Source organism: Paenibacillus tyrphae (assembly GCF_027925525.1).
In the GTDB taxonomy this organism is placed as follows: domain Bacteria; phylum Bacillota; class Bacilli; order Paenibacillales; family NBRC-103111; genus Paenibacillus_G; species Paenibacillus_G tyrfis_B.
The window spans coordinates 1-23501 of record NZ_BSDJ01000004.1; the positions used below are offsets into that span (position 1 = coordinate 1).

The window sequence follows — 23501 nt, forward strand, 5'->3', positions numbered from 1 at the left end:
AGAGTGCCCAGACGCCGCTGTTTTGTTTACACTTTAGTTTTTAGCCGGTTCGGCAGGCTTCTGATCTTTGCCTTCCTTCGCATTTTTGGCATCCTGCTCCTGCTTGGCTTTAATATAAAATTCCTGGCCTTTTTCCTGCATCGTCTTGAGCGCGTCGTCCACCGATTTCTTGCCTTCGATGACGGACTGGATTTCGGTTCCGGCCAGCTCGTTAAACGGTTGATAAAATCCCGACGGGATTTTGCTGTAGTTTTTGTAAAGGCTGTTCTCGCTCATTTTCAGCATATAGAACGGCTCCATACTGCGGCCCTCGCGTTCTTTGGCATAAGCCGTTCGGGAAAGCATCGCCCCGTCTTCGGACTTGGTTAACAATTTGGCCATTTCCTCGCTGTTGATATACTTGACGAGCTCCCAAGCCGCTCTCGGATTGGACGAGTTGGCATTGACTGCGAACAGCCCGGAAAGGGAGACGGAGTTCGAAACTTCCGGATTTTTCGGATCGACCGGTACGGTGACGACATCCCAGTTGACAGGCGTTACATCTTTCAGCGTTTCCTTGGTGCGTTGAAGGCTGCTGATCATATAAGACCCTCCAACCGTCATGGCGAGTCTTCCGTTGGCGAACAAATCTTTCTTCATATGGTCTTCCATCGACATCGGCTTATTCGGATCGAATTTTTCGTCGTTGCCGGCAAACACCGCCCCCGATTTTAAAGCTTCGACTGTCGCTAGAAGCGCCTCTTTCCAGCCATCCGATTGGATCGTGACCGCTCCTTTGTCCGGATCAACGAAGGATAATCCGCTGGTCCCTCCGATACTGTTCATCATTTGAAAAGCAATCTGTTTCTTGTCATCCATAAAAGCATACGATGCGTTCTCCGCAAAGCCATAGATCCGGTTGTCGCCTTGCCCGTCCTTCGGGAACCGCTTGGCGAGGTCCAGCACTTCGTTCCAGGTCATCTTGTTTTTCGGCAGCGGGACGCCGTGCTTCTCGAATAAATCCTTATTATAAAATAACGCCTGGCCGTAGAAGGAAGGGGTCAGCCCGTAAATATTGCCGTTGCCTTTCGCTTTGATCTGCTCCACGACGCTCGGCAAAATATTTTCGATGTCGAACTTGTCCTGACGAATGACGTCGTCGAGCTGGTACAGCTTGCCGTCATTGGCCCACTTCTCGAACATATCCGGCGATTGGAACATCAGCACGTCCGGCTTCTCTTCTTCGACAAGCTTCTTGAATTCCTCGTCCGGATCCTTGCCGTCGGAGTAGAACCCTTGCATGGAAACAACTTGCACGTCAATATTCGGAAACTTTGCCGAGAACAAGTTGCCGTACTGCTGGAAGAAGTAGCTTTTGTCCCAGTATACGACCTTGATGCTCGCTTTCTCGTCTTTGCCGAGCTCCTTAAGCGTCTTGGACGGTTTGTCTCCTCCCCCGGAATTACATCCCGCAATCAACACGGCTACAGCCAGTCCGGCCGTGAGCCCAATACGACTTCGTTTCATTGCTTTTCTCCACCTTTTCCGAAAGACAGCATATTACCTTGCCGCGCCGTCTTTTCCAATTATTTCTTTATCCCACACTAATAGACGGATGAAAGGCAGAAAAGCATTCACTTTTCTTTCTAAAATTTTCTTTATAATTTCTTTACAATTTATGTTCAGGGTCGATTCGCAGCGCTTGGAGCTCGAAAAATTTAGCTAAAATAGGCAATCTTACTGCCCGCCAGCATGCAACATTTGGCAGAACGAAACGTCAATACCATTTAGATGCGAACTCCAAAGGGGGTTATTTTACTGAAAACGTATTTCCTAACCTTGTCGTCCGCCGTGGTATTTGCCGTCACTCTCTCGTTAGCCGGGTGCTCGGAAAAAAGCCCCGTTGAGCAGCCAGCCGCCATACAAGGAGGTCCGACAACCTCGACGGAAACGCCTTCCACTGCACTGAACGGTCAGGCGTCCTTAGGTGAACAAGCGATGAAGGAAGACGTGCGGATCCGGATGAAGGATGAGCCTCGGCTGCAAGCTCCCGTCGCGACGAATGTTGCTCCGACGAAGCAGCAGTTTACGTTGGAATTCCGCGAAGCGATGGACCGGGCTTCGGTAGAAGCCGCCTTGCTGGAACAAGCCAAGCGGTATACGGAGAAGGAAGGAGCCTTCGGGGATGGGATCGTGCCTTCCTTCGATTACCGGTGGGTCAACGATCGGGAGCTGGATTTGACGGTGGGGGAAATTTCACTGCCTGATCCAACGTTTCATTCTTATCAGCTAAGCGTCTCGGGAGCGAAAACGAAGAGCGGGAGGACGCTTGGCGAAACTCCATCGTTCAAAGGCGTGATAGAGCAGCCGAACCAATTGTGGAAAATGTCCGTAGACGGCAAAAGCTCGGAGCCGCTCACTTCGTTCGATCCGCCTTACGGAATCGAAATGCTGGACGAATCGGGAAAGTTTTTGCTGCTCAGCCGCACGACCAACTACTGTTCTTGCGACGCTCCTTTTGAAGGCATTTACACTGTGTACGACGTGCAGGAGAAAAAATTTATCCCGTACCCCAACAAATTGATGACCCGTTATATGGGTGGCGGGAACTTCATTGCCGACCGCCGAGGCTTCTTTTACGAGCAGCCGGAGCAGGGGACGGAAATTCCGGCGAGCGATACGGCCGCTGCGGTCCGATTGAACGATTACGTGCATGGAGCGGGCTTCAGCCAAGACCGGACCCGGCTGATTATGGCCGTTGGGACAAGAGAGCAGGAACGGGATCTCGACCTGCTTGTTTTCGATCTGAAGTCTGGCAAGGAACAGCGATTGTCCAAGGTCTTGGTCGGAAGAGTGCCTTTCAGTCAGTCCAGCGATGCGAGGCTTCCGGTTACCTTCACAGACGATGGGGAGCGCGTATACGTCATGATGGATACGGACACTGGCCACGAAAAGCGGTACGTGTACACCTGGAAGACCGGGAAGCTCGAGCCTTTAAAACTGCCGCTGCCCGACGATTCTTGGGGAGGATTTACCCGGACGACGGACGGAGTGTATCAATTTTATTACAACGCCGGAATTTATAAAGGTGCCGTCAAAATATCGGAGGATACCCGGGGAGACGGAAAGTGGATTAGCGGAACTCATCTGCTCCTCAGAACGGAAGAGAACCCGGATGCACCCAAGGATTCGGCTTATAATCGAGATATCGTCGTGTTCGACGCGGACAAACGTGCGGAGCGCAAGATTGCCTCGGGCGTGTGGAACGGTACCTCGGTGATTGGAAGCAGTCCTGACGGAAAGTGGATTTATCTCATTTCTGGCAAGCATTTAACGAAACCGTAAACGATCAAGAGCGCTGAAGCGATGGCACCGTGTTGTGTGCGGCAATCCATCCGGCTTCGGCGCTCTGCATTTCTTCGTCGCCTGTAGACGTGATTCACGAAAAACTCCCATCCAATCTATGAATTGTACAAGCAGAGTCCGACAGGTTTTGGTAATCTGGATGTTGTAAGTGTTGTAAAAATAAACCTTTTCAGGAGGTGCGACGTATGAAAAAAAGTTGGCGTTTCCGCTTGTCCTTTCTATCGTCCGTAATGCTGCTTGGCTCGGCGTTCCTCTCGGTTTCCGCTTCGTCGAAGGCGGCTTCCGTCACCTGCAGCACGGCTTCGTGCTTAACTAACGCACTGGCCCAGGCGGCGCCGGGAGACGTAATTACTTTAGCGGCGGGCGTGACGTTCAACGGCAAATTCGTAGCGGCGGCTAACGGAACTCCAACCGGCAAGATTACGCTGCAAAGCGCCAGTTCCTCGAACAAAGCCGAGCTGAACGGCGGCGGTACGGGGAGCGGCTATACGCTGCACGTGACAGGCGATCATTGGGTGATCAAGGATCTGAAAATTACGAACGCCAAAAAAGGGATTATGCTCGATCACGCGAACTATACGCTGATTGACGGGGCTGAGGTGTACCAGATCGGGGAAGAGGGCGTTCATTACCGGGACGGCAGCTCCTACAATACGATTCGGAATTCGTATTTTCACGACATCGGCACGGTAAACCCAGCGTTCGGAGAAGCGATTTATGTCGGATCCGACAAAGGAAAGTGGGGCACCTTTAACGCAGCGACCAACCATAACACGATTGCGAACAACACGATAGGACCGAATGTCGCCGCCGAGCATATCGACATTAAGGAAGGCTCAACGGGGACGCTTGTCGAGAACAACACGTTCGACGGTACCGGCATGAGCGGAGCCAACGCTGCGGACAGCTTCATCGATGTGAAAGGGAACAACGATGTGATCCGGGGCAACATCGGCTACCGCAACGGTAACAGTAACATTAAAGATGCGTTTCAGGTTCATCAGCGGGCGGCCGGTTGGGGACAAAACGCTATTTTCACGAACAATACGGTCTATTTGGACAACACGACCGCTTATGTCGTTAACGCTGCCAGCGGAACGACCGCCAGCGCCTCCGGCAATACGCGCTATCCGGCCGGAAACATGTACACCGGCAGCGTCACGGGCGGGGCAAAGACGGGACATTCGTCTGCGTCGAGCATGCCTTAAGCGTCATGCCATTGACTCGCTGAAGTCAGCCGAAAGCATAAAATTATTACTTATAAAAAAACGAAAAGAACCGTCTGCGCTTTGGCGCGGACGGTTCTAAATCTGTTGAGTGAGTGATCATTATATAAATAGAGAAGCATACGGAGGTGGGGTATCTACTGGAGGAGCGACAGCGTTCGCCTTTGTCTGCGGGAAATATCCGCTGCTAAGCGGCTTCCAATAAAGATTTCCTGCAGACAAGAGCGACCGGAAGTAGATACCCCACCCCCACGTACACCTCTATTCTCACAATTGACCACTTTCTCACCAGGCACAACCGTCCGCTTTACGTGGACGGTTCTTTTCCGCTTCCTCCTACGATCCGAACTGTGCCTGGTGCAGCCGGCTATACACGCCTCCCGAAGCCACCAGCTCGTCATGGCGCCCCTGCTCGGAAACCCCTTCCTCGGTAACGACGACAATCCGGTCGGCGCTGCGGATCGTGGCGAGCCGGTGGGCGATGACGAGCGTCGTACGACCGGCGGACAGCTCGGCGAGCGACTGCTGGATGGCCGATTCCGTCTCGGTGTCTAACGCCGAGGTCGCTTCGTCGAGAATAAGGATCGGCGGATTTTTGAGGAACATCCGCGCAATGGCGAGCCGCTGCTTTTGACCGCCGGACAGCTTCACGCCGCGTTCGCCGACGGGCGTCTGCAGGCCGAGCGGCAGCGAGCGGATGAACTCTTCCAGCTTCGCCCGGCGGGCGGCGTCCAAGATTTCGGCGTCCGTCGCGTGCAGCTTGCCGTAAGCGATATTGTCGCGCAGCGTGCCGGAGAACAGAAACACGTCCTGCTGCACGATGCCGATATGCTGCCGGAGCGACGAAAGCTTCATTTTCCGGATGTCGAGGCCGTCGATGGCAATGCTGCCGGATTCGATTTCGTAGAAGCGGGGCAGCAGGCTGCACAGCGTTGTTTTGCCCGCGCCGGACGGTCCGACGAAGGCGACGGTTTCCCCGGCCCGAATCGAGAGATCGATATTTTTCAGCACCTTGGCATGATCCTCGTACCCGAATGTCACCTTCTCGAAGCGGATATCTCCGCGTACCCGGTCAACCTTTACGGCGTCCGGGGCATCGGCAACGTCCGGCTCCGTATCCATAATTTCGATAAACCGCTTGAATCCGGCCATTCCTTTCGGATAGCTTTCCAGGAACGCGTTGATCTTCTCGATCGGCTTGAAAAAAATATTGATCAGCAGCAAAAAGCCGACGAACTCCCCGTAAGACAGCTCCCCCTGAACGACGAACCACGCGCCGCAGATCAGCACGAACAGCGAAATCAGCCGCATCAGCAGGTACATGCCGGAGGAGCTGACCGCGATGATTTTATAGGAGCGGAGCTTCGCCTCCCGGAAATTGCTGTTGCTTGTCATGAATTTGCCCATCTCGTGCTCCTCGTTCGTGAACGTCTGCACGACGCGGATGCCGGTAACGCTATCCTCCACTTGCGCGTTCACGTCGGCGATGTCCGAGAACATCCGCTTGGCGGCTTTGACCAGCTTCATATTGCAAACGACCACGAGCCAAATGAGCAGGGGCACGATCAGGAAGGTGAGACAGGCCAGCTTCCAGTTGATGAACAGCATCATCGTGAAGGCGCCGCAAAGCGTCATGATCGCAATAAACACGTCCTCCGGGCCGTGGTGGGCCATTTCGCCGATTTCGAACAAATCGTTCGTCATGCGCGACATCAGATGGCCCGTTTTGTTGTTGTCGAAGAAGCGGAACGACAGCTTCTGGATATGGCCGAACAGCTGCCGGCGCATGTCGAATTCGATGTTGATGCCGAGCCTGTGGCCCCAATACGTAACGATATACTGCAGCCCAGTACTGGCAAAATACAGCACAAGGAGGCCGACGCACGCTGCGACGATCAGCCCCCAATCCTTGCCGGGCAGCAGCTTGTCGACGATCAGCTTGACCGCCAGCGGAAAGCAGAGCTCCAGCAGCGCCGCCAGCACGGCGCAGGAGAAGTCGAGCACGAACAGCTTCTTATATGGCACATAATAGCTGAAAAAACGGCGAACCATGTCCTCACACTCCCATAATCTCTCAACGACGACGATTTTATTTTCACGTGACATTATATAGTCGGATCGGTACGGGCACAAGAGAAAAAACATTATAAACGCTTTCGTCCCCTCCGCTCGAAGGGCCAAATTCCGATTGACACCTTCGAAAGCGCGGTGGTACTATGAAAGTGTCAATTATATAAAACCTTGGTTTATTATACAAAACCAACTGCATTTTGGAGGAAGCATGGACAAGAAATATTGGGTACCTGCCCTCGAAAAATCCAACCTTGTGCTCCAAGCGATCTCGGAGCAGCCCTCCAGCCTGAAGTTGATCGATCTGTCGAAGCGGCTCGGGATCAACAAAAGCTCGATGTTTTCCCTGCTGGCCACGATGGAAGCGCTGGACTGGGTCGTACGGGAGGATGACGCGACGTATTCGCTAGGGTCCAAGCTGGGCTACATTGGAAACGCTTTTTTCAAGCAATTCAGCTTGATCGACCGGTTCCGCAAGGAAGCCTCCGTCACCAAGCACGTCATCAAAGAGACGATTCAGCTGGCGAAGCTGGAACGGAACGAGGTGCTTTATTTGGCGAAGGAAGAGATGCCTTCCCCGGTGCGCTTATCATCGGAGCCCGGGATCAAATATCCCGCTCACGCGACAGCGCTGGGCAAGGCGATGCTGGCATGGGTCGCCGAGCCCGAGCTCGGGACGCTGTACGCTTCGGAAACGCTCGATCCGTGCTTGACGCCGCACACGCTGCAGAAGCGCTCCGACCTGGTTCGCCAGCTTGAAGAGGTGCGGACGAATGGTTATGCGTTCGACTTGCAGGAAGCGGTCATGGGCTTCTGCTGTGTAGCCGCCCCGGTTCGTTCCGGCGACGGGAAAGTCGTCGCGGCGATCAGCTGCTCCATGTTCCAGCATGAATGGGAGGCGAAGCGCGAGCTGGCCCGCCAGGAAATTTGCGCGCTCGCCGAGAGGCTGTCGCAGTACCAAACCACCACTTAACCGAAGGATGTGAACCCTGTGAGATTGCAAAATAAGGTAACGATCATTACCGGGTCCGGCTCGGGCATCGGGAAAAGCACGGCGCAGCTGTTCGCCCGCGAAGGCGCGACGGTTATCGTCAACGATTTGGCGGAGGATAAAGGGCAGGAGACGGTCGAGGAAATACGCCAGGCCGGCGGGAACGCGCTGTTCGTGCAAGCCGACGTGACGAACCCCGAGTCCGTTCAAGCACTGGTGGATACCGTCATCGCCAAGTACGGCCGGATCGACGTGCTGTTCAACAATGCCGGCATCAGCGGCGTGGGGGCGATCCACGAAGTGGAGCCCGAGGCGTGGGACCGCGTCATGACGGTCAATATCCGCGGCACGTTCCTGCCATGCAAGTACGTTCTGCCGCATATGATGCAGCGCAAGGAAGGCTCGATCATTAACATGTCCTCCTGCATCGCCGAAATCGGGCTGGCGCGCAGGGCATCGTATTCCGCAACCAAAGGAGCCGTGCTGGCGCTGACCAAATCGATGCAGGTCGATTACGCTCCGTACAACATCCGCGTAAACGCGCTGCTGCCGGGCACGATCCTGACGCCGTTTGTGGAAAATTATTTGCGGAACTCCTACGACAATCCGGAGGAAGCTTATGAATCGCTGAAAAAACGTCAGCTGAGCGGCGACCTGGGACGCCCGGACGACGTGGCGAAAGCGGCGCTGTTCCTTGCTTCGGACGAATCGAAATTTATGATGGGCTCCCCGCTATATATCGACGGGGGCGTCGTTTTCGGCAAGAACGCGTAACGCATCGTTTTAAGACTAGGCCTACAATAAGCCAAGGAGGCATATTCGAATATGAAACTGCTTACTTTTATCGAGGACGGACAGGAACGGCTCGGCGTCAAGACAGAGCGCGGCGTCGTACATATCGCTAAAGCGCTTGCAGCGGTCCCTGCCGGAAACGCCGACGTGCCGCACACGGTACACGAAGTCATCGAAGGCGGTCCTTTCGCGGTTACGGCGCTGCAAGCTTACGTGGACCAAGCGCTGGCGGCCGGCGGCAGCGAGGCGTATGTGCTGGACGAAGCCGGGCTCACTTACGGCCCGTGCGTTCCGCATCCGAACAAAATCATCTGCGTCGGGCTGAACTACCGCAAGCATGCGGAAGAAACGAACGCGCCGATTCCGCAGTATCCGATCCTGTTTAACAAATTCAACAATACGCTGACAGGTCACGGACAGGATGTGCCGCTGCCGGTCAGCGTGACGAGCAAGGTGGATTACGAGGCGGAGCTGGTCATCGTGATCGGCAAGAAGGCCAAGTACGTGTCCAAAGAAGCGGCGCTGGATCACGTTTTCGGCTACTGCAACGTGAACGATTTGTCCGCCCGCGACCTGCAGATGCGTACCCAGCAATGGCTGCTCGGCAAGTCGTGCGACGGCTTCAGCCCGCTCGGGCCTTACCTGGTGACGGCCGATGAAGTCGGCGATCCGAACAACCTTGCCATCCGCTGCATCGTGAACGGCGAGGTGCGCCAGAACTCCAACACGTCGGATATGATATTCCGATGCGATGAAATCGTCAGCTACATTTCGCAGCATATGACGCTGGTACCGGGCGACGTCATTTTGACCGGCACCCCGGAGGGCGTTGTACTCGGATATCCGGAGGAGAAGCAGGTTTACCTGAAAGACGGCGATGTCGTCACGATCGAGATCGAGAAGCTGGGCTCGCTGACGAACCGCATGGTTAACGAGCAGGCGTAACGGCAGCGGACAAAAGGAGGAACGACGGATGGCAGGACCGATTATTGCAGGCGCGGACGCGCTCGTGATGGACCCGCGCGATCATGTGGCGACGGCGATCAAAGATTTGAAGCAGGGACAGCGGATCACCTTTCGGGTGCAGGAGCAAGTTCAGGAAGTATTGCTGCTGGACGACATTCCGTTCGGACATAAAATTGCGATTCAAGATATCTTGGCCGGGACAGATATCCGCAAGTACGGCGAAGTGATCGGGCGGACGACCACCCAGATCCTTGCAGGGCAGCATGTTCACGTGCATAACGTCGAAGGCATCCGCGGTCGCGGAGATCAGGCGAAAGCGTGAGAAGCGAAGGGAGAACGAATACTCATGAATCACATGATGGGCTATAGAAGACCGAACGGCGACGTGGGCATCCGCAATCATTTGCTGATTATCCCGACCGTCATTTGCGCCAACCAAGTGTGCACCCGGATCAACCAGATGGTTCCGGATACGGTAGCGATCCCCCACCAGCATGGCTGCAGCCAGATCGGCGCGGACAAAGACCGCACCTTCGACGTGCTGGCGGGAACCGGCCGCAATCCGAACGTCGGCGGCGTCATCATCATCAGCCTCGGCTGCGAGGTGGTCGACCCGCATGCGCTGGCCGACGCGATCCGTCTGACGGGCAAGCCGGTCGAAGTGTTCGACATTCAATCGGTCGGCGGTTCCGTGAAAGCGATTCAGCACGGGGTGGAAATCGCGCGGAAAATGCGCGCCCAGCTCGATGAAATGAAGCCCGAGCCGGTACCTTTCAGCGAGCTGATCATCGGGGTGAAGTGCGGCGGCTCGGACGCAACCTCGGGGCTTGCTTCCAATCCGGCGCTCGGCGCGGCAGCCGATTCGCTCATTCAGCAGGGCGGCGGTGTCGTGATCGGGGAAACGACGGAAATTATCGGTGCTGAGCATGTGCTCGCCTCGCGCTGCGCCGCGCCGGACATTTCGGAGAAGCTGTACCATATCGTCGACCGCTTCGAGAAGGAAGTCGAGCGGATGGGTGCCGACATGCGCGGCGGGAATCCGAGCCCGGGCAATATTGCCGGGGGACTGACGACGATCGAAGAAAAATCGCTCGGCTGCATCAGCAAATGCGGCACTGCGCCGATCAAAGGCGTTATCGAGTATGCCGAGGACATTCCGAAGCACGGGCTCTATTTTATGGATTCGCCGGGCAACGACATCGAATGCGTCTCCGGGATGGCGGCAGGCGGCGCGCATCTGGTTTGCTTTACGACGGGACGGGGGACACCTACCGGAGCTGCCGTCATTCCGGTCATCAAAATTACCGGCAATAAACGGATGTTCGAGAGAATGTCGGACAACATGGACGTCGACGTCAGCGATATGCTGGAAGGCACGCTCAGCCTGGAAGCGGCGGGTCAGGTCGTTTGGGAAGAAATTCAAGCGGTTGCGAACGGCAAGCTGACGAAGGCCGAAATTTTGGGCCATACCGAATTCAGCATCAACCGGATCGGACCGAGCTTATAAGGTTACTATACAACGAAGGAGGCTAGGATTTATGGGAAGATTGGCAGGTCGGGTGGCGCTCGTTACAGGGGCCAGCCGGGGAATTGGAGAAGCGATTGCCATTCGTTTGGCAGAGGAAGGCGCGCATGTCGCCGTTAACTTCACTTCCGAGCGTTCGCGCCCGTTGGCTGAGAACGTGAAGAAGCAGGCGGAAGCGTACGGCGTCAAAGCGATGGTGGTTCAAGCCGACGTAGGCAGCAAGCAGCAGGTGGAAGACATGTTCCGGCAGGTGCAGGAGCAATTGGGCGATGTGGAAATTCTCGTCAACAACGCCGGGATCGCGCCGTTCGAACCGTTCTTGAAATGTACGGAGGAAACGTGGGATCGGACGTATAATACAAACGTCAAATCGATTTTCCTCTGTTCGCAGTTGGCGGCGAAATCCATGATCGAAAAGCGCTACGGCAAAATCGTCAACGTCTTGTCGACCGCCAGCCTCGTCGTCACGAGCCCGGTCATTCCGCATTACCAATCGTCCAAAGCGGCGGCGAACATGCTGACGAAGGGAATGGCGATCGAACTTGGCAAATACAACATCAACGTGAATGCGGTCGGCCCAAGCACGGTCGACACCGACATGTGCACCGACTACTTGGCCGACGATGCGATCCGGGCCAAAGAAATCGAAGCGAATCCGATGAAGCGTCTCGGCACCGCCCGCCAGATCGGGGATGCGGTAGTGTTCCTGGCCTCCGAGGAAGCGATGCAGGTTAACGGCCATCTGCTGATGGTCGACGGCGGTCTGACCGTCAAAGCCGCCCAACCGGAAGATCATATGGAGCATTAATAGCTGGCATGAATTGAGCCCTCCGCAAGCCGGGGGGCTCTTTGGCACACCATAGCCTTTGAATATCCCCGTGAGCAGCACAGCTAACGACTCTCCGCATATCCTAATAAATGTTTAAATATTACACGAAACGACACCAATCGACATCAAATCTAATAATCTCCTAATATTTAACTGAAACTTTCATAAATATTCGGAGCTATAGTAGAGATATCAAGCGGAGGTGATTGGTATGAAAGACATGCAGCTGCTTCATCAGGGGAAAGTTTACAAGGGGCAAGTGTCCTATCAAGGTTCGGATTTAATGGAGGTTTCCTTCGCGGAGCCGTCCTCTTTTACAGGCGGGGAATCCGTCATCTGCTTTGATTTTCAGAAAAAAGTGCAAATGCGCGTGCTGCAGGTTTCCAAATCCAAGCTGATTTTAGTGCCGGCGGATTCGGAAATTTTCAATATACAAGCAAGACCGGATGCCGTACTGGACGATATGTATCGCGACGAGAACCTGGCGTTTCCCAGCTTCAAGCTGAACACATACGGCACGCTGATCGACGATTTCCGTACGATGGCGGTTCGCTTTTGCCGGATCAGCCGGCTCGGGTTCGGATTTGAAATTAACGATTTCTCCGTCAAAATGAACCATGTCTACGATACGATGATCATGTGCGACGAAGAAACGATTCATCCGAAGGTCGTGGTCCGGTACGCCCATATTCAAGAAAAAACGATTCGCTACGGCGCCGAAATTTACAGCATCTCGGCCAAAGACTTGAACAAGCTCCGCTTCTACATCGTGACGCAGCAATTTATGGCGCAATAAGCGATCGTCCTAAAAAACAATCCGGCTGTTCCGTTCGAGAAAAAACGGAAGCAGCCGGTTTTTTGTGCGCGATTATTGGTGCAATTCTCTTCCTTGGACCCAGACGCGTTCGAGGTCGAGCTCCGGCGTGACGAGCAGCAGATCCGCCTGCTTGCCGGTTTCGATGCTGCCGGTTTCCTCCAGCAGCCCGAGCTGCTTCGCCGGGTTCCAGCTGGCCATCCGGCTTGCTTCCTCGACGCTGACTCCGACCGTGTTGACCACAAAGCGGAAGGCCCCCATCATCGTCAGCGTGCTGCCTGCGAGGCTGTCGCCGTCGCGAAGCCTTGCGACGCCGTCCTTCACGACGACGGCGAGCCCGCCGAGTTCAAAATCGCCGTCCCCGAGACCCGCGGCGGACATGGCGTCCGTGATCAGCAGCAGATTGTCGCTGCGCTTCGTTTGGGTCAGCAGCCGGATGCAGGCCGGATGGACGTGGTGTCCGTCGGCGATGACTTCCGCGCAGATCTTGTCCTCGGTCAGCACGGCGCCGACGACGCCGGGCTCTCGGTGGTGCAGCCCTTTCATCGCGTTGAACGTATGCACGGCATGGCTCAGCCCATGCTTGACCGCTTCGCCGATCTGCGCATAGGTCGAATCCGTATGGCCGCAGGCGACGACGATGCCTTGTCCGGCGAGGAAGGCAATAACCGGCAAAGCACCTTCGGTTTCCGGTGCCAGCGTAACGAGGCGAATCAAGCCCGGATAGCGGCTGGTCCATTCCTTCACCCATTCGAGCTTCGGCGTGACGATAAAGCTCGGATTTTGCGCGCCGGGCCATTTCGGACTGATGAACGGTCCTTCCAGATGTACGCCGGCCAATTGTGCATACGGCATCCCTTTTTCCCGGTACGCCTTGACGCTCTCCAGCACTTGGCCGATCGCTTCGGGGGAGCCGGTTACCGTGGTCGCCAGCATCGTGGTCGTCCCGTGGCTGGAGTGAAAGCGGGTAATATTTTCAAGCGATTCGCTCGTTCCGTCCATAAAGTCGCTGCCGTAGCCGCCGTGCACATGCACGTCGATGAAGCCGGGCAGCAGCCAGCTTCCGCGGGCGTCGATTTTCGTGCCGGCCGCTTCGGCCAGCGCTTCGTTCAGCTCGGCCATCGAGCCGAGCGCTTCAATTTTACCGTCCTTGACCGCGGCATACCCGGCGGGGATCACCGTATCCGGTGTGACGACTTTGGCGTTGATGATCAGGGTGTCCCATGCTTCGCGACTCATTTTAGCAAACCTCCTGCTTCGGAATCCAGCAATACGACCACATGCGGATGCGTCTGCAGCAGCGAGGCCGGACAATCCGTCGTGATCGGGCCTTGCAGCGCCCGCTGTACGATTTCCGCTTTATCCGCGCCGCGGACGACGAGCAGAATCATTTTCGCTTTCAGAATCGTTCCGACTCCCATCGTCAGGGCGTGCGTCGGCACCTGCTCCGGCTTGTCGAAAAACCGCGCGTTCGCCGAGCGGGTCGATTCTTTCAGCTCCACGAGATGCGTGCCGCCCTCGAGCGTGGCGTCCGGCTCGTTGAAGCCGATGTGCCCGTTATGGCCAAGACCGAGCAGCTGCAGATCGATCTGTCCGTACTGCTCCAGCAGGCTGTCGTAGCGGGTACATTCCGCCTGCAGATCCGACGCGATTCCGCTTGGAATATGGCATTGCTGCGGGGGAATGTCGACGAGACCGAGCAGGTGCTCCTGCATGAACGTATAGTAACTGGCCGGATGCCCCGGCTCGAGACCGACGTATTCGTCAAGATTGAACGCCGTCGCTTTGGCGAAGCTGACCAGCCCTTGCCGATGCGACTCGACAAGCTCCCGGTAAATGCCGATCGGCGTGCTGCCTGTCGCAAGACCGAGCACGGCTCTCGGATTCGTTTGCAGCAGTCCGGTAATGATGCCGGCACCGGCTTTGTTCAATTCTTCTTGTGTGCGGAAAGTTAAAATGTTCATGGCTCATCTCCCTTTTTCTTTGCGGTATTTTTTCACTTCTTGAAACGATTGCTCCAGAAGCGGAACATAATCGTCAAAGTGCAGGCTGAGCAGCGCAGTAAACAAAATGTCCACCACGTGCAGCTGAGCGATCCGCGAAGCCATATCGCCGCGGCGCATCCCTTCCTCCAGCGAGGAGGCGTACAGCCGGATGTCCGCAAGCTGCGAAATCCGGTTGGCCCCGAACTTGGTCAGCGAAATCGTTGTGGCTCCTCGTTCCTTGGCGCACAAGAGGGCGTCGAGCGTTTCCGGAGTTTCGCCGGAATAGGAGAAAGCGAACGCCACGTCACCTTCGCCGAGGCTCGTTGCTGACGTGATCTGCATGTGGGAATCCGACCAATGCTGCGCCATTTTGCCGATGCGCACCAGCTTTTGCTGGCAATCGTACGCGACCATCCCCGAGGTTGCCATCCCGTACAGATCGATGCGCCGGGCATCGTGCAGCGCATCCACGGCCCGCTGGACTTCCGTGAGGTCGAGCTGCCGCGTCGTATCCGAAATTGAGCGCAGATGGTTCGTTTCAATCGCCTGGGCGATACTGTGAAGCGTGTTGCCTGCGACAATGTCCTGATAGGAAGGCTTCGCCGAAACAGGCTGGACGAGCTCGGCGGACAGCTTCATGCGAAAATCCCCGTAGCCCTTGAATAGCAGGCTGCGGCAAAAACGGGACACCGTCGCGGTGCTCGTTCCCGAACGTCCGGCCAGCTCCGTAATGCTCAAATGAACGGCCTCATGGGCATGCTCCAAAATAAATTGCGCGAGAATTTGTTCCTTCGGATTCATCTGGTGCTGCTGTTCCCGTAAGGCTTGTAGAATACCGGACATCAGATCACCTGTTTTGCAAAGATTTTGTAAATCATTTTCTTCATGCTGATAAAAATAATGAAAAATATTTTCTTCTTCATCATAGCCAATATGACTAGTTTTCGCAACTGTTTTCGGCCTAAAGCGGCATGATTTTGAGTCTTTCGAACTCTTGCGGATCGGGGCGCCGGTTTCTAAAATTATGACAATATTCACCCACAGGGGCAGTAAAATAAGGTAAAATAAAGTAATAGCCTCATAGAGCAATCCCTGTGATTTTGTGCAGAAGGAGTGAAGTACAAGTGGATTTGGTCGACCGGGTCGACGTTTCAGGTATTTATTCTCGTGCAAGCTTCAAAAGAAAAGGAATGCTTTGGATTCTCGCAATCATCGTCTGCCTCAGTCTGCTGCTGCCGCTTCCGGGGCGCAGTCAGGCGTACAGCCAGGACGGGTCGAATACGATGTTCGTTTCCATATCATCCTCTTATTCGCATACCGTTGCCGTACGGGAGGACGGAACCGTATGGACATGGGGAGCGAACGATTTCGGACAGCTCGGCTACGATACCGGCGGGGCCGACCAGCCGTATCCGCGGCAGGTTCCGGGGATCGCGAACGCCTCGGCGGCCGCTGCCGGCGGCAACCCGACGGAGGGCGCCAGAAGCGCGTTTACGCTGGTGCTGACAAAGGAAGACGGGGTCAAAAGGGTGAAGGCCTGGGGAAGCAACAACAAGTACCAGCTTGGTGACGGGACGACGAACGGAAGAACCGCTCCCGGCAATGTCATGCTTGGCGCAGGCTATGACCTGGACGCGGAAGCGGTAGCGGCCGTAGCCGCCGGCTACGATCACGCTGCCTTGCTGTTCGGCGACGGAAAAGTAGCGGCGTGGGGCGACAATACCTACGGACAATTGGGCAGTGGGGATCAGGCGCCAAGCGGTTTTCCGGTTTTTGTGAAAAACAAGGAGGGCACAGGGGATCTCACGGAGATGAAAGAGATCGCTTTAGGCGCTTACCACAGCCTGGCCCGGTCGACAGACAAAACCGTGCTGGCCTGGGGCCGCAACAACAAAGGACAGCTCGGCGACAACACGACGACCGACAAGCGCTTGCCGGTGGAGGTCGTCCGGTCGGAAACGTTAGGCGACAGGCTAACGAACATTTACGGCATTTCGGCGGGGAACGAGCATTCGGTCGCCAAGGGAGACGGGCAAAGCGTCTACGTTTGGGGCAGTAATGAATATGGGCAGCTGGGGCTCGGCCCGACTTTAGGTCATCGAAGCTATGCCAGCCGCATGACGATGGAAACCGGCGATCCGATCGGAGATGCGAGGGGCGCGGCGGCCGGCGGCGATCATACGCTGCTCATTCGCGGGGACGGAGAGACCGCTCCGCGCACGTTGTACGTTACAGGGCTTAACGATTTCGGGCAAGCCGGTCGTCCCGACCGTTCCAACGCTGCCTACCCGATCGCGGTTCCGTTGCCGGGGACCGGAAGTTCCGGAACGGGAATGGGGCAAGATTCGGGCGTATACTCAGGAGAGCAAGTCGAAGGCATTGCCGGCGGAGCGAAAACCACCTATATCCTCTCAAGCGGGAACAAGCTGTACGCTTTGGGGGATAACCGCCGCAGCCAGCTCGGAACGGGGAGAACGGTTGCTCCGGAGTACAGCGCGGCTCCAATCGAAATCGATTTGTCTCCTGTCAAATCGTTGACCGCAACGAATGGAATTCCCGTTCAAAAAGTAGCAAACCGTGAAGGTGCGGGAGCTTACAGCCTTCGTCTTCCGCGCGATATAAACGCTGTGGCCCTCGATATGGTGCTGAGCCATTCCGGGATGAATGTCGAAAAAGTTTCAGCGGGCTCCTCCGGCGCAACCGCGTCTTATACCGGAAACCGGCTATCGATTGGGCAACTGCCTGTGGGACCGAGCAGGATTACATTCGAGGTGGCCGATTCGGTTACGGGAACCAAGGCTGCTTACGAAATTACGGTTGTGAGGCAGCCCGCCGCAGGCGACTCCTTAATGTTGTTATCCGTTGGCGATGTCGTTTCTTACGCCGGAAAGCAGTGGTTGATGGTGGACCCTGCGAGCCGGACCGTGGTCTTGAAGCCGGGGACGCAGGTCGCCAGCCTATATTGGAATAATGCCTATAAAAGCAATATATTTAATGCCGACAATCCGGCTTATCGCTTCGATCCGGCCGCGGAAGGCTCCGTAGGCAAGTATTTGAACCAGGATTTTTACAATAGCCTGGGCGAAACGAAGCGATGGATTGCCGCTTCGCCGTTCGATATCAAGACCTATGATTTTGTGAAAGATCAACTTGTGGAAAAGGGTTCGTTTACCGTTAACGCGAATGTCGGACTTCTGACCAAAGATCAGTTTGCCAAATTATCTGGACTCATAGATCCTAAGCTGCTTTCCGGTCACTGGCTGATCAATCCGCTGAACGATGCTCAAGCGAACAAAGCGTATCCGCTGCTTGTAGGCGCCGAGGGCAAAGCGTGGTTCGATAACCGGGATCAGGAGGACAACGGCACGCGTTCGGTGCTGCCGGTGGTCGCTCTGAAGGAAGGTGTCGTGCTAACGGGCGGATCGGGTTCGGACGGGCAGCCGTATGAAATCACCTTGAATGAAATGAGTATTTCGTACGCCAACGCTCCCTTGACCTACAAACCGGAAACACGGACGTACTTGCTAAACGTGCCCGGGAATGTGACTCAGGTGCAGCTCGGTGTTATGCTGTACGATCCGAATGCGACGTTCTATGTCCCATCCACGGTGACCGGGGTAACCTACGACGTCTACGGGCGGACGATTACGGTATCCGATCTGATCGAGAACCAGACGAGATCGTTTTCCGTTGTCGCGAAAATCGGGAGCGGCTTTTCAAGCAGCTTCCATGTGGAGGTCACCCGGAAATCCGGTCCATCCGGGAATACGGGGCTTCGTTCCGTAACCTACAATTCGGCTCCGCTTGTCATGGTTGCGGCCGATCAATATTTGTTAACCGTAGGTCCTGAGACGGATGCCGTAAGCTTGCAGATCGTTCCGGACGATCCGAGGGCACGGCTTGCGCTCAAAAATCAGCAAGCCAACGTCGAATGGATCGGCGGCATGCTGCATGCCAAATCGCTCATTTTGGGACAAAGGCTTCCTGTCGAGCTGCAAGTGACGGCTGAGAACGGAAATACGGCGTTATACACCATCTTTATCGACCGGGTAAGACCTCCTTTGCCGGTCGTCACCGATTTGGATTCGGCGATGAAAGCGATTCGCGCTCAAACGGACGTTACCGGAGATGGCAAGTTCGACCGGGACGATGTGCTCTTTATTTTGAAGATGATTCATCCGGTTTACATGAAGGAGCCGAATTCGTTTGCGCCTTAAACTGAAAACGGCCGTTTCCCGTGCAAAGACGCACAGGAAACGGCTGTTTTTCCACCGTTATAATAATTTCGCGATTATTCCGTAAACAGCTTCCGCAAATTGTCCCCATACGGAGCCCGGACGATGCCTTTTTCCGTAATAATGGCGGTCACGTACTCGTTCGGCGTCACGTCGAACGCCGGGTTGAACACCTTCACGCCCTGCGGCGCGGTGCGCTTGCCGAACCCTTGCGTAATTTCGTCCTCGTGCCGTTCCTCGATCGGAATATCGGCCCCGGTCGGCGTGTTAAGGTCGATCGTCGACATCGGGCACGCGACGTAGAACGGAATGCCGTGAGCCTTGGCCAGCACGGCGACGCTGTAGGTGCCGATTTTGTTGGCGACGTCGCCGTTGGCGGCTACGCGGTCGGTGCCAACGATGACTGCCTGTACCCACCCCTTCGCCATAACGGCGCCGGCCATGTTGTCGCAGATCAGCGTCACGTCGACGCCCGCCTGCTGCAGCTCGAACGCCGTCAAGCGCGCTCCCTGCAGCACCGGCCGGGTTTCGTCCGCGAACACCTTAAGCGTGATGCCTTTCTCCAGCGCCAGGTACATCGGCGCCAGCGCCGTCCCGTATCTGGCGGTCGCGAGGCCGCCCGCGTTGCAGTGCGTGAGGACGCCCATGCCGTCCTCGAACAAAGACAGCGCGTGCTCGCCGATCAAGCGGCACGTTTCCTCGTCCTCGGCTTGGATGGCCCGCGCCTCGTCCAGCAGCGCCTGCTGCGCGCTCTCCACCGTCGTCTCCTCCAGTACGGCAGCGCCAAGCAGCGCTTCAGCCCGCGCCCGCATCCGGTCCAGCGCCCAGAACAAATTCACCGCCGTCGGGCGCGACGTTGCGAGGTAATCGCATTGGCGGTTGACTTCCGCCAGCAGTGCATCCCGGCTCCTGGAGAAGCTGCGCACGCCGAGATAGACCCCGAACGCCGCCGCGATGCCGATGGCTGGCGCACCGCGGACGGCGAGCTGCTTAATCGCATCCCATACTTGCTCGGAGGTCGTCAGCTCCAAATAGACGATTTCGTCCGGCAGGAGCCGCTGATCGAGCAGATCCAAGCGGTCCTCTAGCGAATTCCAGCGGACCGATTGCAGCCAGTCCGCTTGTTTGGTTTGTTCCGTAGTCAAGGTATCAGCACTCTCCTTTATCTATTTCACGGCCTTCTCGGCGATTTCGATCATTTCTCCGATCGAAGACGCCTGCCGGTTAAGTTTAATAAGCGACGTGCCGATGGCGAGCGCCAGCCGCTGGGCCCGCTCTTTGGCCGCTTCGTCTTGAATTTGATTGATGTCGGCTACCTGCGCCAGGCCGTGCACGCGGCGCACCATCTTGCTGCCGGTGAAGCCAAACGTGTCCCGCAGCACTTCTCTCATGTACCAGTCCTGGTAGCCCGGTGTCCGCGCGATCCGGTCGGTGCCGTGCTCGTTCCACAGCTCCCGGAACTCGCGCTCGAACGTCTCCCATACGTCGCGGATCGTACCTGTCAAGTAGCTGCGGAAATCTTGGCGCGAAGCCTCGTCCTCGCCCCAGCCTTCCTGCGCGGCGAAGTTCAGCAGCAGATTGGCCAATACCGCGCCGATATCGAAGCCCATCGGTCCGTAGTAGGCGAACTCCGGATCGATGACTTTGGTCGAATCCGGCTTGATGAAGATGCTGCCGGTATGCAGATCGCCGTGCAGCAGCGCTTGGGCGTGCGTCAAAAACTTCTCGCGCAGAATCGCCACTTCCAGATGAAGCCCGGTATCCTGCCAGACGGCGGCGACGGCGTCGCGAATGGCCGGCGGCACGTTATTGTTCGGCGAATCCGTATACGGATCGTCGAAAATGAGATCTTCGGTAATTTTGCACAGCTCCGGGTTGATGAACCGTTTAACCCGTTCTTTTTTCTCCTGCTGGTTCATGCCGAGATCGGACGTGTAAAAAAGGGTACGGGCCAAAAACGTTCCGATATGCCCGGCGAACAGCGGGTATTTGTTGCGTTCAATCAAGCCTCTGCGCATAATCGTATGGTCGCTCAAATCCTGCATGACCGTAAGCGCCAAGTCCGGCTCATAAGCGTATACGTGCGGGACAAGGTCGGGGCACAGCGATTCCTGAATCATCAACGCTTCGCTCTCGATGCGGGCGCGGTCCAAGGTCAGCGGCCACGATTCGCCTACGACTTTGGCATAGGGGAGCGCTTGCTTTAAAATGATGCTTTTCCCGGTAGAAGGCTCCGAAATATGGAACACCAGGTTCAAGTTGCCGTCCCCGATTTCGCGGCTCGTGAGCTCGGAATCGGGTTGAAACAGGTCGGGTAAACTTCTTGCATAATCGATAGCTTCCGATTCCGTCAGCGGATGATATGCGGACATGGGGTGAATTCCTCCTTTTTCCATATGAAAACTGCCATTCTCTCTAGTATAAATCAATTTGGTTTGCGTTGGAATAGAGGAAATGCGTTTCCCGGACGGCGATTTGCCCGATCTTGGCTGTGCCTTTTACAAAATGTTCATACCCCGATAATATGCGCTTAACGCTGGAAGATACAATAAAGGTAAATACGCGGAGCTGGAGGTTTTTGATATGGAGAAACTGCTCGGTAAATTGCTGTTTGTCACGGCGTGCTTCGCCATCCTGTGCATGCTCGGGTGGACCTCGCCGGAAAATCCGTCCGTAGCCCTGCATGCCAATCCTTTAAAAGCGAGTCACGAGCAGTACCAGCGAATCTCGGCTTCCAATTATTATGTACAGAACGGAAATTGATCGATCGAACGATTGCATGTGAAAAAGGGGAGGCCTGGGCGCCTTCCCTTTTTGTTTGCCGGAGCAATAGCCCGGGGGTTACTCCGTTCTTCTGCGATGCTCCACCAAGTCAATGGCTCCCAGCACGACGTGTGCGAGCCCAAAACCGACGACCGCCGCGGCCGCCATCGGGAATTTGTTTCGCATAGCCGCGCCGGATGCTGCGACAGCCGTACCGAGAACGGTTGGAATCAGACCTTCGCGCATTGCTCTTCACTCTCCTCGCAGCGAATTGAATGATGTAGCCTTTTTAGCATCGATTTTTGCGATCGTTTTTATGCTCTTTCGGAATTGCAATGTTTTGGCTGGAAATCTATAATAGCGTAAACGAATGGGCTAAACTACGGAAGGGAGGAGACGGCAACAGATGATACCGCAAGGACAGGCGGTCGGGTTGAAGGAATGGGCCGTGGCCGTTGAAGCTTTGAAGCAGGGGAAGCAAATCCTCATTATGCGCAAAGGCGGCATCCGCGAGGAAACCCGGGATTTTCAAGTGGAATCCGACAGCTTTTATTTGTACCCCACCTACGAGCACCAGCGCAAAGAGCTGATCAAGCCGGAGTTCGCGGAGCGGGTGGACGAGCGGGCGCCCGAATGGAGCGGCGAACAAGCGGAAATCGGATGCTACGCCGAGCTTGCCGAGGACATCCTGATCGAAACTGAGGAACAGCTCGCGAAGCTGAAGCCGTTTCACATTTGGACGGATAGGCTGGCCGAAGAAAGGCTGAAATGGAAGCGGACGAAGCCGCTGCATGTCATGCTGCTCAGGGTGTATGCGCTGGACGAGCCTGTACGAATTCCGGTGCTGGACGAATACAACGGGTGCAAATCGTGGATCGGGCTTCCCGAGTCGCTGCATGGGGCACCGCGCCGACCGGTGCTGACTGACGAAGCTTTTGTGATGGAGGCCAACCGGATTCGGGAGGCGCTTGCACAAAAATAGTTCCGGGAAATCCGCGGACGGGACTTTCTTGATTTTACATATTGAGATATAATATTATTATTGAGAATCATTGATAATCAGTTTGTAATGATTATCATTAAATAATAATTAAAACTCGGAGGCACGAAACTATGGCAAACGTACCGCATTTTACTATAGACGGTTTGAAAGCGACTGTCGAGGGCAAAGAGATTTTGAAAGGTCTTAGCTTGACGATCAAGGGCGGCGAAGTGCATGCGATCATGGGACCGAACGGAACGGGCAAAAGTACGCTGGCGTCCACTCTCATGGGCCACCCGAAATACGAAGTAACGGAAGGCAGCGTGACGCTAAACGGCGAGGACGTGCTTGAGATGGCGACGGACGAAAGAGCGCGTGCCGGCCTGTTTCTTGCCATGCAGTATCCGAGCGAAATTACCGGCGTGACGAACGCGGACTTCCTGCGCAGCGCAATCAATGCCCGCCGCGAGGAAGGCAGCGAAATTTCGCTGATCAAGTTCATCCGCCAGATGGAAGCGAAAATGAAAGAGCTGGAGATCAACCCGGAGTTCATGCACCGCTATTTGAACGAAGGCTTCTCCGGCGGCGAGAAGAAACGTAACGAAATTTTGCAAATGATGATGCTGGATCCGAGCATCGTTATTCTTGACGAAATCGACTCGGGCCTCGATATCGACGCGCTGCGCATCGTGGCGATGGGCGTGAACGCGATGCGTTCCGAAGAGCGCGGCTTCCTGATCATCACCCACTACCAGCGCCTGCTGAACTACATCACCCCGGACTACGTTCACGTGATGATGCAAGGGCGCATCGTGAAATCCGGCGGACCGGAGCTGGCTCAGCGTCTGGAGAACGAAGGTTATGACTGGGTTAAGGAAGAGCTTGGAATCGTGGACGAGCGGGTAGGCCAGGACGAAGAGGAATTCAAGATTCCGATGAATACGACGGCTCCGAAATACTAAGCTATCGAAAGGGAAC

General features: G+C 55.7%; 21 protein-coding genes. 13 read left to right on the forward strand and 8 right to left on the reverse strand.

From position 1 onward, the window contains the following. Positions 1-33: 33 nt before the first annotated feature. Positions 34-1506: an ABC transporter substrate-binding protein gene (locus QMG93_RS05385; RefSeq protein WP_281934237.1), complete on the reverse strand. Its 1473-nt coding sequence runs from the start codon at positions 1504-1506 to the stop codon at positions 34-36. Positions 1507-1977: 471 nt separating this feature from the next. Between QMG93_RS05385 and QMG93_RS05390 the strand changes: the two genes are divergently transcribed. Both QMG93_RS05390 and QMG93_RS05395 read left to right on the forward strand, forming a co-directional pair. Beyond that, the gene (locus QMG93_RS05390) at positions 1978-3324 is read left to right on the forward strand and encodes a hypothetical protein (RefSeq protein WP_281934240.1); all 1347 of its coding nucleotides are present in this window, start codon (positions 1978-1980) and stop codon (positions 3322-3324) included. A gap of 206 nt (positions 3325-3530) precedes the next feature. Continuing rightward, positions 3531-4553 (forward strand): right-handed parallel beta-helix repeat-containing protein, encoded by a 1023-nt coding sequence (locus tag QMG93_RS05395; RefSeq protein WP_281934242.1) that lies wholly within the window; start codon positions 3531-3533, stop codon positions 4551-4553. 354 nt (positions 4554-4907) lie between these two features. Here QMG93_RS05395 and QMG93_RS05400 read toward each other — a convergent pair whose 3' ends face one another. Further along, complete coding sequence (locus QMG93_RS05400) at positions 4908-6623, reverse strand: ABC transporter ATP-binding protein (protein ID WP_281934244.1); 1716 nt, start codon at positions 6621-6623, stop codon at positions 4908-4910. Positions 6624-6852: 229 nt separating this feature from the next. Here QMG93_RS05400 and QMG93_RS05405 point away from each other — a divergent pair, with 229 nt between their 5' ends. From QMG93_RS05405 to QMG93_RS05435, 7 genes are all read left to right on the forward strand, one after another. Further along, positions 6853-7614, forward strand: a complete 762-nt coding sequence (locus QMG93_RS05405) for an IclR family transcriptional regulator (protein WP_216797662.1) — start codon at positions 6853-6855, stop codon at positions 7612-7614. Positions 7615-7632: 18 nt separating this feature from the next. Next, positions 7633-8406 carry an SDR family NAD(P)-dependent oxidoreductase gene (locus QMG93_RS05410; protein ID WP_281934248.1) on the forward strand — a complete coding sequence of 258 codons (774 nt, stop codon included), beginning with the start codon at positions 7633-7635 and terminating at the stop codon, positions 8404-8406. Positions 8407-8457: 51 nt separating this feature from the next. Continuing rightward, positions 8458-9369, forward strand: a complete 912-nt coding sequence (locus tag QMG93_RS05415) for a fumarylacetoacetate hydrolase family protein (RefSeq protein ID WP_281934250.1) — start codon at positions 8458-8460, stop codon at positions 9367-9369. Positions 9370-9397: 28 nt separating this feature from the next. After that, positions 9398-9712: a UxaA family hydrolase gene (locus tag QMG93_RS05420; RefSeq protein WP_281934252.1), complete on the forward strand. Its 315-nt coding sequence runs from the start codon at positions 9398-9400 to the stop codon at positions 9710-9712. A gap of 24 nt (positions 9713-9736) precedes the next feature. Beyond that, positions 9737-10897 (forward strand): UxaA family hydrolase, encoded by a 1161-nt coding sequence (locus tag QMG93_RS05425; protein WP_281934254.1) that lies wholly within the window; start codon positions 9737-9739, stop codon positions 10895-10897. A gap of 31 nt (positions 10898-10928) precedes the next feature. Further along, positions 10929-11723 (forward strand): SDR family NAD(P)-dependent oxidoreductase, encoded by a 795-nt coding sequence (locus tag QMG93_RS05430; protein WP_281934256.1) that lies wholly within the window; start codon positions 10929-10931, stop codon positions 11721-11723. 232 nt (positions 11724-11955) lie between these two features. Next, a complete protein-coding gene (locus QMG93_RS05435) occupies positions 11956-12540 on the forward strand; it encodes a hypothetical protein (RefSeq protein WP_281934258.1) in 585 nt (194 codons plus the stop codon). 72 nt (positions 12541-12612) lie between these two features. Here the strand turns inward: QMG93_RS05435 and nagA are convergent, their stop codons facing one another. From nagA to QMG93_RS05450, 3 genes are read right to left on the reverse strand one after another with little or no spacing between them, the layout of a single operon-like run. After that, positions 12613-13797 (reverse strand): N-acetylglucosamine-6-phosphate deacetylase, encoded by a 1185-nt coding sequence (gene nagA / locus QMG93_RS05440; RefSeq protein WP_281934260.1) that lies wholly within the window; start codon positions 13795-13797, stop codon positions 12613-12615. Next, the gene (gene nagB, locus QMG93_RS05445; RefSeq protein ID WP_281934261.1) at positions 13794-14522 is read right to left on the reverse strand and encodes a glucosamine-6-phosphate deaminase; all 729 of its coding nucleotides are present in this window, start codon (positions 14520-14522) and stop codon (positions 13794-13796) included. Before nagB ends, nagA begins: the two co-directional genes overlap by 4 nt. Before the next feature lie 3 nt (positions 14523-14525). Beyond that, complete coding sequence (locus tag QMG93_RS05450) at positions 14526-15386, reverse strand: MurR/RpiR family transcriptional regulator (protein ID WP_010492196.1); 861 nt, start codon at positions 15384-15386, stop codon at positions 14526-14528. A 281-nt stretch (positions 15387-15667) separates the two neighbouring features. On the opposite strand from QMG93_RS05450, the gene QMG93_RS05455 reads away from it, so the two are divergent. Continuing rightward, positions 15668-18760: an RCC1 domain-containing protein gene (locus QMG93_RS05455; RefSeq protein ID WP_281934265.1), complete on the forward strand. Its 3093-nt coding sequence runs from the start codon at positions 15668-15670 to the stop codon at positions 18758-18760. 74 nt (positions 18761-18834) lie between these two features. On the opposite strand, the gene mtnA is transcribed toward QMG93_RS05455, so the two are convergent. After that, the gene (gene mtnA / locus QMG93_RS05460; protein ID WP_281934267.1) at positions 18835-19923 is read right to left on the reverse strand and encodes an S-methyl-5-thioribose-1-phosphate isomerase; all 1089 of its coding nucleotides are present in this window, start codon (positions 19921-19923) and stop codon (positions 18835-18837) included. A 21-nt stretch (positions 19924-19944) separates the two neighbouring features. Continuing rightward, positions 19945-21150 carry an S-methyl-5-thioribose kinase gene (mtnK, locus tag QMG93_RS05465; protein WP_281934269.1) on the reverse strand — a complete coding sequence of 402 codons (1206 nt, stop codon included), beginning with the start codon at positions 21148-21150 and terminating at the stop codon, positions 19945-19947. A gap of 211 nt (positions 21151-21361) precedes the next feature. Between mtnK and QMG93_RS05470 the strand changes: the two genes are divergently transcribed. Continuing rightward, positions 21362-21541 (forward strand): hypothetical protein, encoded by a 180-nt coding sequence (locus QMG93_RS05470; RefSeq protein WP_281934271.1) that lies wholly within the window; start codon positions 21362-21364, stop codon positions 21539-21541. Positions 21542-21619: 78 nt separating this feature from the next. Here the strand turns inward: QMG93_RS05470 and QMG93_RS05475 are convergent, their stop codons facing one another. Beyond that, entirely contained in the window at positions 21620-21787 is a 168-nt protein-coding gene (locus QMG93_RS05475; protein ID WP_216797649.1) for an asparagine synthase, read from the reverse strand. Between the two features lie 160 nt (positions 21788-21947). On the opposite strand from QMG93_RS05475, the gene QMG93_RS05480 reads away from it, so the two are divergent. Together QMG93_RS05480 and sufC are read left to right on the forward strand one after the other, a co-directional pair. Next, positions 21948-22523, forward strand: a complete 576-nt coding sequence (locus tag QMG93_RS05480) for a DUF1802 family protein (protein ID WP_281934274.1) — start codon at positions 21948-21950, stop codon at positions 22521-22523. A 131-nt stretch (positions 22524-22654) separates the two neighbouring features. After that, the gene (gene sufC / locus QMG93_RS05485; protein WP_281934276.1) at positions 22655-23485 is read left to right on the forward strand and encodes a Fe-S cluster assembly ATPase SufC; all 831 of its coding nucleotides are present in this window, start codon (positions 22655-22657) and stop codon (positions 23483-23485) included. Positions 23486-23501: the final 16 nt, after the last annotated feature.